Source organism: Flavobacterium jumunjinense (genome assembly GCF_021650975.2).
Taxonomy (GTDB): domain Bacteria; phylum Bacteroidota; class Bacteroidia; order Flavobacteriales; family Flavobacteriaceae; genus Flavobacterium; species Flavobacterium jumunjinense.
Genome location: NZ_CP091285.1, coordinates 3,966,013 through 3,978,658 on the forward strand (window position 1 = coordinate 3,966,013; position 12,646 = coordinate 3,978,658).

The following is a 12,646-nucleotide window of genomic DNA, read 5'->3' on the forward strand; positions in this document are numbered from 1 at the left end:
ATGATAACAATAAAAGAAGCTATTACCAAGAAAGAGTTAAAAGATTATATCATGTTCTCTTTTGAACTCTACAAAGACAATCCATATTGGATTCCTCCCATCATTGCTGATGAGTTGGAAACTTTCGATAAAGAAAAAAACCCCGCTTTTCAAACTGCAGAAGCACATTTTTATTTAGCCTATAAAGACAATAAAATTGTAGGTAAGCTTGCTGCTATCATTAATTGGGATGAAATTAATATCTTAAAGAAAAGTAAGGTACGTTTTGGTTGGTTTGATGTTATAGATGATATTGAAGTTACAAAAGCTCTTCTGAACAAAGTCTATGAATTAGGAAATAAACATAATTTAGAAATGATTGAAGGTCCAATTGGGTTTTCAAATTTAGACAAAGTTGGTATTCTAATTGAAGGATTTGAAGAAAAAGGAAACATGGTCACTTGGTATAGTTTACCTTATTACAAAGAACACTTTGAAAAACTTGGTTTAACTAAAGAGAAAGAATATATAGAAAGTACCTTTTCGTTTTCTAATATAAACCCAGAATCATTTAAAAAAGTAAGTACTCTAATAAAAAAAAGATACAATTTAAAGCCGTTAAATTTCACAAAAACAAAGGATATTATGCCTTATGTAGATGAAATGTTCGATTTATTCAATGATACATATTCAAAATTACAGTCCTTTGTTCCAATAAATGATATTCAAAAAGAATATTTCAAGAAGAAATACATTAGTTTCATAAATCCAGAATTTATAAAGTTTATTGTAGACAGTGAAAATAAAATGGTAGCATTTGCAATTGTAATGCCTGGTTTTAGTGAAGCACTTCAAAAAGCAAATGGAAAGCTATTCCCTTTTGGCTTTTATCATCTTTTGAAAGCAAAAAAGCATTCTAAAGAAGCCGTTTTTTATTTAATAGGAGTAACTCCAGAATACCAAAGCAAAGGTGTTACAGCTATTATATTTGAAGAATATTACAACATATGTGCCGCAAAAGGAATAGAAACATGTATTAGAACTCCTGAATTAGAAGAAAACACAGCTATTCAAAATTTATGGAAACATTTTAATACAAAAATTAATAAAAGAAGAAGAACATACAGCAAGAGGTTATAACTTGAAGTATTAAATTAAATACAAAAAAAAACCATTCATAATGAATGGTTTTTTTACATAAATATTGTAAAGTTAAAAATGCTATTTAGACATCTTGAACACTAGCTTCTGCAATCTTTTTATACTCTCCACTAACTAATCGGTCTCTAATTGCTTCAAAAGCAGTTAAAGTTTCATTAACATCTTCTAAAGTATGTGAAGCTGTAGGAATCATTCTTAATAAAATAATACCTTTAGGGATTACTGGATAAACTACGATTGATAAAAATATACCATAATTTTCTCTTAAATCATTTACCATAATCATTGCTTCTGGTATTGAACCTTCAAGATAAACTGGAGTAACACATGTATTTGTGTCTCCAATATTAAATCCTTTTTCTTTCAAACCATTTTGCAAAGCGTTTACATTTTCCCAAAGTTTATTTTTTAAACCTGGGTTATCTCTTAATAATTGCAAACGTTTTAAAGCTCCAAGTGTTTGAATCATTGGTAATGATTTAGCAAACATTTGTGAACGTAGGTTGTATTTTAAATAATCAATAATATCTTTATCAGCTGCTAAAAAAGCACCAATACTTGCCATAGATTTTGCAAATGTAGAGAAATACACATCAATACCATCTTGGCAACCTTGCTCTTCTCCTGCTCCTGCTCCTGTAGCACCTAAAGTACCAAATCCATGAGCATCATCAACTAGTAAACGGAAATTGTATTTTTCTTTCATTGCTACAATTTCTTTTAATTTACCTTGTTGTCCTCTCATTCCGAAAACTCCTTCAGTAATGAATAAAATTCCACCACCAGTTTCTTCGGCCATCTTTGTAGCACGTTGAAGATTTTTCTCCATGCTTTCAAGGTCGTTATGCTTATATGTAAAACGTTTACCCATATGTAAACGAACACCATCTATAATACATGCATGAGCATCTACATCATAAACAATAATATCATTTTTAGTAACCAAAGCATCAATAGCAGACATTATACCTTGATAACCAAAATTCAATAAATAACATGATTCTTTTTTAACAAAAGAAGCTAATTCTTGCTCTAACTGTTCGTGAATACTTGTATGACCACTCATCATACGCGCACCCATTGGATAAGCTGCACCATATTCTAAAGCAGCTTCTGCATCAGCTTTCCTAACTTCAGGATGATTAGCCAATCCTAAATAATCATTAATACTCCAATTTAAAATTTCTTTTCCATGAAACTTCATTCTCGGTCCTAAATCTCCCTCTAATTTAGGAAAAACAAAGTATCCTTCTGCTTGTGAAGCCCATTTTCCTAGAGGACCTTTATTATTTTGTATTCTCTCAAATAAATCTTTTACCATAATATTTTTCATTTTGAAAACGTGCAAAAATAAGAATAAATTACGTCCTAACATAATTTATTTTATATGCAAACGAGTAATCTAATTTTATTTAGTTGATGTAAACAGCTATAAATCAACAAAAAAAAGCAATATTTAAAAAAATATCAGAAAAATATTTTTTAATTACATTTTTAGCGTATATTTGCACCAGAACGCACAGAAATGTGGTTACACGTTCTACTTTAAAAGTCAGGGGCTCCACCTTGGCTTTTATGCTTTATACTAGTTTCTACAAAAAGAAGCCTATCTAATTTTTAATTATAAAGCAAAAAAAATGGTTTATTCAAACCATTTTTCTACTAACTTCTTTTCAAAATTTGTTGCTTTTTTATGCACAAACTCATTTGATTTATTACTGTAAACATAATCATCTTTCCATTCATTGTGATGTAATGCTAAATCTTTAATTGCTTTACATACATATTTAATCTCTTCTGTTGTTGTAGTTGGATGGATAGACATTCTTATCCAACCTGGTTTCATCTCTAAATCTCCTGAAGAAATTTTACACACAATATTACGCGAAGTTTCCTGATCAACATGCAATAAAAAATGTCCATAAGTACCTGCACAGCTACAACCTCCACGTGTTTGAATTCCGAATTTATCATTTAAAATTTTAACCCCTAAATTATAATGTAGATCATTTATATAAAATGAAATTACACCTAATCTATTTTGATGTTGTGGAGCTAAAATATTAATATTTTCTACATTATCTAGTTCTGAAAAAATATAAGACGTCAATTCGTGTTCTCTTTCTAAAATATTACCTACTCCCATCTCTTCTTTTAACTGAATTGCAAGAGCCGTTTTAATTACCTGAAGAAAACCTGGTGTTCCTCCATCTTCTCTATCTTCTATATTATCTATATAGTGATGTTCCCCCCAAGGATTTGTCCATCTTACAGTTCCTCCACCTGGACAGTCAGGAATATTATTTTTATATAAATTTTTATTAAAAACCATAACTCCACATGTACCAGGACCACCTAAAAATTTATGAGGCGAAAAGAATATTGCATCTAAATAGGAATCATGTTTTTCAGAATGCATATCAATCTCCACATAAGGGCCTGAACAAGCAAAATCAACAAAACAAACACCATTATTGTCATGCATTAGCTTTGCAACCTCAAAATAAGGCGTTTCTATCCCTGTAACATTAGAACAAGAAGTAATTGAAGCTATCTTAAAACTCCTGTCTTTATATTTCTCTAATTCAATTTTAAGATTCTCCAAACAAAACAAACCTTCTTCATTTGCTGGAATAACAACTACATCTGCAATTGTTTCCAACCAAGAAGTCTGGTTTGAGTGGTGCTCCATATGAGAGATAAAAATTATTGGTTTTAATTCTTTTGGAAAATTTGTAAATTCTTTTAAATTCTCAGGAATACGCAAACCTAAAATACGTTGTAATTTATTTACAACACCAGTCATTCCAGTACCGTCTGTTATTAATATATCGTTATCATTTGCATTTACATGCTTTTTTATAATATGTCTTGCATGATGATATGCCATTGTCATTGCAGTTCCTGAAACTGTAGTTTCTGTATGTGTATTTGCAACAAAAGGACCAAACTGATTAATCAATTTTTCTTCTATAGGACGGTACAAACGACCACTAGCTGTCCAATCGGTATAAATAATCTTCATTTGACCAAAAGGAGAGTCAAAGTTCTGGTTCACACCTATTATATTGTTTCTAAATTTATTAAAATATAATTCTAAATCTGTGGTTATTTCTGTTGTAGTCATAGTAGAATTGATTTGACATCAAAGATACATTTTTTTTAAATTTTAATATTAAATACCAAATTAATTATTACTCTCAAATAGTTTTTACAAAAAAAAGCTCCGATTTCTCGGAGCTTCAAAATTCTAATTTAATATATATATGAAATTACTCTTTAATAATTTTAATAGTTTGCATTGCACCTTCAATTTCAACATTAACGATATAAGCACCACTATTTAATTGTGACATATCTACATTTACAGAAGCTGCATTTAAAGTTTTAGATAAAACTTCTTGTCCTAATAAATTAAATACTTTTACTGAAGTAATATCAGAAGTGTATTCTAAATTAAGAATATCTTTTACAGGATTAGGATAAGCGCTAAATCCTGATAAATCAAAAGCTGAAGAACCTAATGCAGGATCTGTACCAACACAAATATCGAAAGTAGACGTTTGCCCAGCTGAAGAAGTATAACTATTCACTCTAACGTAATATGTTTGCCCGATAGATAAACCAGTTGGGTTACTAGTATTTGGATCAGAACAAGAACCAGCTACTAAAGTTAATGTATTACAATCTGGACCAGTCCATAAAGAATGATACATATCAGTCGTTGAACCAGCGATATTTGTCAATTGAATTCTATGTGTTGCTTGAGTAGCAACAAAAGAATACCAAACATCATCATTTTCTGTTCCAAAACAAGCTGTCGCGTCTACTGATGAAGCTGTTGCTGCAAGAACAGTACCTGAAGTGACAGAACCACAACTATAATTACTATTTACCGTTAACGAAACAGCATTTGCACATTCATCATTTGCTGGAGGACATGTGTATGTAAATGTTCCTAATGGCAAATCACAAGTAACATCAGAGCCATGATAAATAGTCAAGTTAACTGAAGCTCCATTAGTGAAAGGACCAACTGTATTTATTCCTGTAGCAGTAATATCCCATGTAGTAACACCATCAGAAACTGTAGGTGTTCCATCTCCTAGAGTAGTTACATCAAGTTCTACTGAAAATTGTGAATTTGCACAATCTGACACAATATTTGTTGAAGCTAAAGTAACTGGTGCGCAAGTTGCAGCTATCACATTAATTGTAAAATCAGCCGTCTCCCCATAAGTACCACTATAACAAGGATTTGAAGGAGATTGAACAACATCAGTAGCAACAATTCTCATTCTATGTTGACCTAATGATGTAGTCGCTGGCAAAATAAATGATGCATTTAGAATAGTTGTTGGATCATCTACTGATAAACCTGTATAAACTATTTCACTTGATTCAAATGTAAAATCATCATTTGCATCAATCCAAATTACAACACTATAATCATATCCAAAACCAGTATCAAAAGAAATTTGCACATTATTATTAATACCCTGACTCATATCAACAGCAGTAGCTGTATGATCATTATACACAGGTGATGTTGATACAGTATTTGCAAAATCTGTGGCAACAATTTGTACATTTGTTATTCCAACACCGTCAACCGAAGTTGGTGTTGATGGACAATAACACCCTGTTACATTAGTCATATAGGTTATTTCTGTACAACCTACTGCATTTCCATTCGCATTATATGGATAAATAGTTACAAAATAATTTGTATTAACTAAACCTAAGTGACTATATGATAATGCTGTCCCTAAATCAACATTATCCAAAACATCATTACCACCAGTAGTAGTTCCCATTGTAATTCTATACCCATCTGCACCACTTACAGCATCCCAAGAAATTGCTGTTGCAAAATTACCACATGAAGCGTCCGGAGTTGCTACAACATTTGTAGCGCAAACCGGTGGAGTTGATGGAGTTAAACGAATTTCAAAGTTATCTATATAAAAATTAATATCTGCAGAACCATTAGCAGTACCTTCTACTACTCTAAAAGCAAATTTTACATTTTGTCCAGCATATGCATCTAAATCAATAACATTTGGAGTACCCGCAGGAGCTGGTACATTTGTATCATTATAAGTATAAAGTACCGTCCAATTTGTTGTTCCAGTAGTAGATATTAATACTTCTACATAATCATCAGCTTCCCAAGGTGTAGTTGGAGCAGCTGTTGTATTATATTGTGTTGCTGCAGCATCAAACTTTAATTCATAGCCTGTAACTGGAATAACAAAAGTAGGTGTAATTAACCAATCATTAGCACTCGCTAACCATATTTCATAACGAGCTGAACCAGTTGTTCCATTATTTCCAAAACCATCAGATATCCATGAACTTGAACCATATGTTGAAGGTCCAGCAGTTAAATCACCATTATCTGCTTCTTCCCAACATCCAGGAACATAAGTAGTAAAAGATTCTAAAGCCGGAACAGAATAAGTAGCACATTCGGTCGTAAAATTCACTGGACCTAACCATGAACTTTTCTCTGTAAAACTACATACTGATCTTACGTATACTTCATAAGTAGTATTTGCTGTTAAACCTCCAATTGAATAAGGGTCATTTGCATCTGCTGGTGTTCCATTAACTGTAGGAACCCCAGTACCTGGTGCTTGAACAACATATTCCCAATCAAAAGTAGAACCGATTTCTACCCAATGTAAATCCGCTGTTACATCTGTAATATTATCAACTGTTAAAGTAGTTGGAGACGGACAAGCCTGAACAATACCTCCTAAAACAACATTAGGAACATATGAAACTCTTGTACCACTTGGTGGTGTTGCTGGGTCTGGATTTGTATTGTCATTTGCATAATATATACTTCTACTACCCGTTACGGCTGAGTTATAGAAATCATCCGAAGAAGAATCATAGCTAGCCATATTCTCATCTACGGCAATTATTAAATTATCTGTTCCATTATAAGCAAATGGAGTATCCAATGTTATTGTTACCCATCCTGCACCTGTAACTGGAATTGTTCCAGTATATGAAGCCGTTAAATTTGTAACTGGTTCCCAATCGGTATTACCCGCAAATACAGTTTTTGTTGAATGTCCTAAATAGATAGTAATATCTTGACAGTTTGGTAACAATGACGTACCACTGAAATACCATTGTATACTATTAATATTCCCTGAAGCATTAATTTCAGAAGCTAAGTAAATACTTTGTGTATAGGAATAACCAAAATAAGGATCAAAAGGCACTGCTTGAGCTTCATTATTCCCAGCACCTATACTTACTTGGCTAAAACCAAGTATAGAAATAAAGAATAAAAAAATTGATAGCGTAATTTTTTTCATAATATATTAAGAATTTGTTAAGTTTTGGCTAATATAATTAAAATATTATTCAATCCCATTTAAACTCTTAAAAATATCGACATAATGCATAAAATATAGCTGAAATGCAAAAAAAGGAGATTTAAACAAACAACAAGTCATATAATATGTAAGAATAATTGCAACAAAAAACATTATTTAATATATAAAATTTGATTTGATAATTGAATCTTTTTTATAAGTACATCGGATAAATCATCTCTTTATTTTAGAATAATTTACTTTTATGCATTAGCAAAAGTTCTTCATTTAATAATTAAAACTATATATTTAAGTGTTTACAACAATAGAAAGAAGGCTTAATGATTTAAAATTGCTTGATTCTATTTTACAAGTTTTATCATTTGCTTTTTGTATCTTCGCCTCAAATTATGAACTGTGTTTAGTAGGTTATTATGAATCTGCTCAATATGATTCACAAAACTAAAGAAAAGTATACATTATGACGGTTCAAATTTGTTCATGTGAAGGTTTAAATGCTAAGTGCGAAAAATGTTTTGGTAGTGGCTATATGAATACTGAAGAAGCAAAAAAATCAAGTCCTAAACGTAAAGAATCGGTTAAAAAAGAAAAACCAGATTCTTTTGTACAAGTTGACATGAGCTCTTTACAGCGAAAAGAAATTCAAAATATAATAGATAAAATTATCACTAGTTTAGATTTAAAATCGATGCAACAAATGCGTATGCTTCATTCTATTCCATTCAACACTACTACTTTTAGAAGAGATTTCAAAGATAAATTTGAAAGCTTGAGAATTATGGAAAATGAAAAACGCAACTTAAGAAGTGAATTAAATAGTCTTTTAAAAGAGTTAGCCAGTAGTAATTTCAGTAGTCATATAAAATTCAATCATTTACTATCTGATAAAGATATTGATGTTACTTCAAACCGAGAACTTAAAACTTTATTAAGAGAATACAAGAAACTTAAAAAATAATACGTTTATAAGTAAACACAAAAAAGAACAATCTTTAAAGATTGTCCTTTTTTGTAACTATTAAAATTTTTTATTATTATTTCAAACTCATCAAACTTTGCTCAATTGTTGCAATTTTTGCTAAAGCATCTGCTTCTTTGTTTCTTTCGTTTGCAATTACTTGTTCTGGTGCTCCAGCAACAAATTTTTCGTTTTTTAATTTTCCTTGTACCGACCTTAAGAAACCCTGAGTGTATTTTAATTCTGCTTCTAATTTTTCAATTTCGGCAGCTACATCAATATTTCCTGCAATTGGAATAAAATACTCATTCGATTTTACTCTGTAAGTCAATGTTCCATCAACTGCTTCGGTAACATATTCTAAACTTTCAATGTTACCCAGCTTTAAAATAACAGCATCAAAAGTAGTAGCTACTTTTTCGTTATTGATTACTTTTAAATCAATACTGTCTTTATTTGTAATATTTTTTTGTTTACGAATTGTTCTGATTCCAGCTACAACTTCAGTAACAAAATCAAACTCAGTGATTAAATCAGCATTTGTATTTTGCATTGTTGGCCAAGTAGCAACAATTAATGCTTCTTCTGGAGTTCTTTCTGCAATATATTGCCAAATTTCTTCCGTTAAGAAAGGCATAAATGGATGTAATAATTTCAAGTTAGCTTCTAACAGTTCTATTGCTTTATCAAATGTTGCTTTGTCAATCGGTTGTTGATAAGCTGGTTTTATAATTTCCAAAAACCAAGAACAGAAATCGTCCCAAACTAGTTTATAAATGCTCATTAAAGCATCAGACAATCTATATTTTTCAAAATTATCTTCAATTTCAGCTAAAGTTTGTTGCAACTTCGCTTCGTACCAATCAATCGCTATTTTTGATGCTTCTGGTTGCGCAATATCAGCTACTTCCCAACCTTTGATTAATCTGAATGCATTCCAAATTTTATTCGCGAAAGCTTTACCATTATTACATAATTCTTCATCGAACATGATATCATTTCCTGCTGAAGCACTTAAAAGCAATCCAACACGAACTCCATCAGCACCAAACTTCTGAATTAACTCTAACGGATCTGGAGAATTTCCTAATGATTTTGACATCTTACGACGTTGTTTATCACGAACTAATCCTGTTAAATATACATTATTAAATGGTTTTTTTCCAGTGTATTCATAACCTGCAATAATCATACGTGCTACCCAGAAAAATAAAATATCTGGACCAGTTACTAAATCATTTGTAGGATAATAGTATTTAAAATCTTCACTTTCTGGATCTAGAATTCCTCCAAAAACAGCCATTGGCCATAACCATGACGAGAACCAAGTATCAAGCGCATCAGCGTCTTGCTTTAAGTCGCTAGTTGTTAGTTGTTGATTGTTGGTTGCCTTTTTTGCTAATTCTAAAGCATCTTCTATGTTTTCTGCGACTACGAAATCTTCTTTTCCATCGCCATAGAAATAAGCAGGAATTTGTTGTCCCCACCACAATTGACGTGAAATATTCCAATCTCTAATATTTTCTAACCAATGGCGGTAAGTATTATTAAATTTACTTGGATATAATTTTACTTCTTCAGTTTCTAAAACGGCTTTAATGGCTGGTTTAACTAAATCTTCCATTTTTAAGAACCATTGATCTGATAATCTTGGTTCAATAACAGCTTTAGTTCTTTCTGAAGTTCCTACTTTGTTCATGTGGATTTCAGTTTTCACTAAAACACCACTCGTTTCTAATTCTTTAGCCACTTCTTCACGAGCTAAAAATCTATCTTGTCCTTGAAAATGTAAACCAAAACTGTTTAACGAAGCATCTTCATTAAAAATATCTATGATTTCAAGGTTGTGTTTGTTTCCAAGTTCTTTATCATTAACATCGTGAGCTGGTGTTACTTTTAAACAACCTGTTCCAAATTCGATATCAACATATTCATCTTCTATAATAGGAATAACTCTGTTACAAATAGGAACAATAGCTTTTTTTCCTTTTAAATGCGTAAAACGCTCATCGTTAGGATTGATACAAATGGCAGTATCTCCAAAAATAGTTTCCGGACGTGTTGTTGCGATCGTTAAAACATCGTTTGTTCCTTCAACTTTATAATTGATGTAATATAACTTACCTTGACGTTCTTCGTGAATTACTTCTTCATCAGACAACGTAGTTTTTGCTTCTGGATCCCAGTTTACCATTCTGTATCCACGATAAATCATTCCTTTGTTATATAAATCAACAAATGATTTAATTACAGAAGCTGACATATCTTCATCCATTGTGAACTTCGTTCTATCCCAATCGCAAGAACATCCTAATTGTTTTAGTTGTTCTAAAATGGTTCCACCGTATTTATCTGTCCAATCGTAAGCATGTTTTAAAAACTCTTCACGCGTTAAATCGGCTTTATTAATTCCTTCTGATTTTAGTTTAGCAACAACTTTTGCTTCTGTAGCAATTGAAGCATGATCTGTTCCTGGTACCCAACAAGCATTGAATCCTTTTAAACGTGCGCGACGAATTAAGACATCTTGAATAGTATTGTTCAACATGTGCCCCATGTGAAGGACTCCTGTTACATTTGGTGGAGGAATTACTATTGTATAAGGTGTACGCTCGTCTGGTGTAGAATGAAAATATTTGTTCTTCATCCAGTAATCGTACCATTTTTGCTCTACGTCTTTTGGATTAAACTGTGCTGGTATCATCTATTATTAATTATTTATTTTTAAATTATTAGGTAAAGAAATAAAAAAATACTCTTTTTACCCAATGTCTTTTCTATTCTTTTACAAAAATTTTATGGCTTACTATCTAGCCCTGATGGAAGCGATAGCTTCCTGAACTTATTTCAGGAACTAAAGCGAACAGCAGGAATATGGATAACAAATACAAGCTGCTTTTTCGCTTCAAAAAAATGAGTTTGGTATTATTTTTGATTTGTATAGTTTGCAAAAGTAATGATATATGACAAAATAAAAAAAGTTAATTTAATTTGTTGATTGAAATTAAAAAATATATTTTTACATAAACACTTAAACTAGAATTATGATGAAAAACCTACTTAGTATTATAATAGTATTTCTATTTGGTATTAATTCATTTGCACAAGATGGCCCCAAAATAGAATTTAAAGAAGAAACTATTAATTATGGTGATGTTGTTAAAGGTGTGGATGATGGTGTTCGTGTTTTTGAATTCACGAATACTGGAAATGCTCCTTTGATTATTAAGAATGTTACTTCTACTTGTGGTTGTACAGTTCCTACTAAACCAACAGGTGAAATTTTACCTGGAAAATCGGACAAGATTACAGTAAAATATAACATGAATCCTGGACCAATTAGTAAAACTATTACTGTTGAAAGTAATGCGGTGAACAAACCTATTGTTCCTTTAAGAATTAAGGGTACAGTAGTTGTTAAATAACAACTACTACCCTATCCAGTTTTTAAAATCGTTTACTTTTTCTCGTGCTACTATTACGTCGTCTGATTTATAACTTGGTAATATTATTTTTAAACGAGAATTAGTATGCATTTGTATTTCTTTTATACTATTTAATGGCACAATGAATTTTCTATTAATCCTGAAGTAATCTTTGGGATTAATTTCATTTTCTAGTTGTTCCATTGTTATATCTAATAGGTAATCGCGATTATCGTTTGTATGTATATAGGTTCCTTTGTTTTCACTAAAAAAACATTCTATTTCTTCGATTTGAATTACTTTTATTTGATGTCCAATTTTTACAGAAAAACGTGTCTTATATTCTCTTTCAACAGGATTTACAAGCATTTTCTTAATGGCTTCGAAATCTAAATTTACGGGTTTATTCGCTGTTCTTGCCTTAAACTTATTTATTGCTTCTTCTAAATCTTCTTCATCTATTGGTTTTAACAAATAATCAATACTGTTTAGCTTAAATGCTCTTAGCGCATACTCATCATAGGCTGTGGTGAAAATAACAGCACTTTTGATATCTAATTGCTCAAAAATTTCAAATGAAAGTCCGTCTGATAATTGAATATCTAAAAATATTAAATCGGGATGTGCATTGTTTTGAAACCAACTTAAAGATTCTTCTACCGAATGAAGCATTTGATTGACTTGCAAACCTAGTTTTTCTACTTTTCTTTGTAATAATCGTGCAGCTGGTTTTTCGTCTTCAATTATGATGATATTCATTTTTCGTT

General features: G+C 31.1%; 8 protein-coding genes. 3 read left to right on the top strand and 5 right to left on the bottom strand.

Translation table 11 applies throughout. From position 1 onward, the window contains the following. Entirely contained in the window at positions 1-1,119 is a 1,119-nt protein-coding gene (locus L2Z92_RS17995; protein ID WP_236456021.1) for a GTP cyclohydrolase, read from the top strand. 85 nt (positions 1,120-1,204) lie between these two features. Here L2Z92_RS17995 and L2Z92_RS18000 read toward each other — a convergent pair whose 3' ends face one another. The 3 genes from L2Z92_RS18000 to L2Z92_RS18010 form a co-directional block, all read right to left on the bottom strand. Next, positions 1,205-2,461 (bottom strand): aminotransferase class I/II-fold pyridoxal phosphate-dependent enzyme, encoded by a 1,257-nt coding sequence (locus tag L2Z92_RS18000; RefSeq protein ID WP_236458878.1) that lies wholly within the window; start codon positions 2,459-2,461, stop codon positions 1,205-1,207. 321 nt (positions 2,462-2,782) lie between these two features. Continuing rightward, a complete protein-coding gene (locus L2Z92_RS18005) occupies positions 2,783-4,267 on the bottom strand; it encodes an aminotransferase class V-fold PLP-dependent enzyme (protein ID WP_236456022.1) in 1,485 nt (494 codons plus the stop codon). Positions 4,268-4,412: 145 nt separating this feature from the next. Beyond that, positions 4,413-7,475, bottom strand: coding sequence for a GEVED domain-containing protein (locus L2Z92_RS18010; protein WP_236456023.1), 3,063 nt, complete (start codon positions 7,473-7,475; stop codon positions 4,413-4,415). A 481-nt stretch (positions 7,476-7,956) separates the two neighbouring features. On the opposite strand from L2Z92_RS18010, the gene L2Z92_RS18015 reads away from it, so the two are divergent. Continuing rightward, positions 7,957-8,454, top strand: coding sequence for a hypothetical protein (locus tag L2Z92_RS18015; RefSeq protein ID WP_236456024.1), 498 nt, complete (start codon positions 7,957-7,959; stop codon positions 8,452-8,454). A gap of 76 nt (positions 8,455-8,530) precedes the next feature. Here the strand turns inward: L2Z92_RS18015 and L2Z92_RS18020 are convergent, their stop codons facing one another. Continuing rightward, positions 8,531-11,158 (bottom strand): valine--tRNA ligase, encoded by a 2,628-nt coding sequence (locus tag L2Z92_RS18020; RefSeq protein ID WP_236456025.1) that lies wholly within the window; start codon positions 11,156-11,158, stop codon positions 8,531-8,533. A 343-nt stretch (positions 11,159-11,501) separates the two neighbouring features. On the opposite strand from L2Z92_RS18020, the gene L2Z92_RS18025 reads away from it, so the two are divergent. Continuing rightward, positions 11,502-11,879 (top strand): DUF1573 domain-containing protein, encoded by a 378-nt coding sequence (locus tag L2Z92_RS18025; RefSeq protein WP_236458879.1) that lies wholly within the window; start codon positions 11,502-11,504, stop codon positions 11,877-11,879. Between the two features lie 6 nt (positions 11,880-11,885). Here the strand turns inward: L2Z92_RS18025 and L2Z92_RS18030 are convergent, their stop codons facing one another. Next, the gene (locus tag L2Z92_RS18030; RefSeq protein ID WP_236456026.1) at positions 11,886-12,638 is read right to left on the bottom strand and encodes a LytR/AlgR family response regulator transcription factor; all 753 of its coding nucleotides are present in this window, start codon (positions 12,636-12,638) and stop codon (positions 11,886-11,888) included. Positions 12,639-12,646 lie beyond the last annotated feature (8 nt).

Excerpts from the sequence above, each read along its gene's own strand:
- L2Z92_RS17995 (WP_236456021.1), top strand. The coding sequence starts at position 1 with ATGATAACAATAAAAGAAGCTATTACCAAGAAAGAGTTAAAAGATTAT.
- L2Z92_RS18000 (WP_236458878.1), bottom strand. The coding sequence starts at position 2,461 with ATGGTAAAAGATTTATTTGAGAGAATACAAAATAATAAAGGTCCTCTA.
- L2Z92_RS18005 (WP_236456022.1), bottom strand. The coding sequence starts at position 4,267 with ATGACTACAACAGAAATAACCACAGATTTAGAATTATATTTTAATAAA.
- L2Z92_RS18010 (WP_236456023.1), bottom strand. The coding sequence starts at position 7,475 with ATGAAAAAAATTACGCTATCAATTTTTTTATTCTTTATTTCTATACTT.
- L2Z92_RS18015 (WP_236456024.1), top strand. The coding sequence starts at position 7,957 with ATGACGGTTCAAATTTGTTCATGTGAAGGTTTAAATGCTAAGTGCGAA.
- L2Z92_RS18020 (WP_236456025.1), bottom strand. The coding sequence starts at position 11,158 with ATGATACCAGCACAGTTTAATCCAAAAGACGTAGAGCAAAAATGGTAC.
- L2Z92_RS18025 (WP_236458879.1), top strand. The coding sequence starts at position 11,502 with ATGAAAAACCTACTTAGTATTATAATAGTATTTCTATTTGGTATTAAT.
- L2Z92_RS18030 (WP_236456026.1), bottom strand. The coding sequence starts at position 12,638 with ATGAATATCATCATAATTGAAGACGAAAAACCAGCTGCACGATTATTA.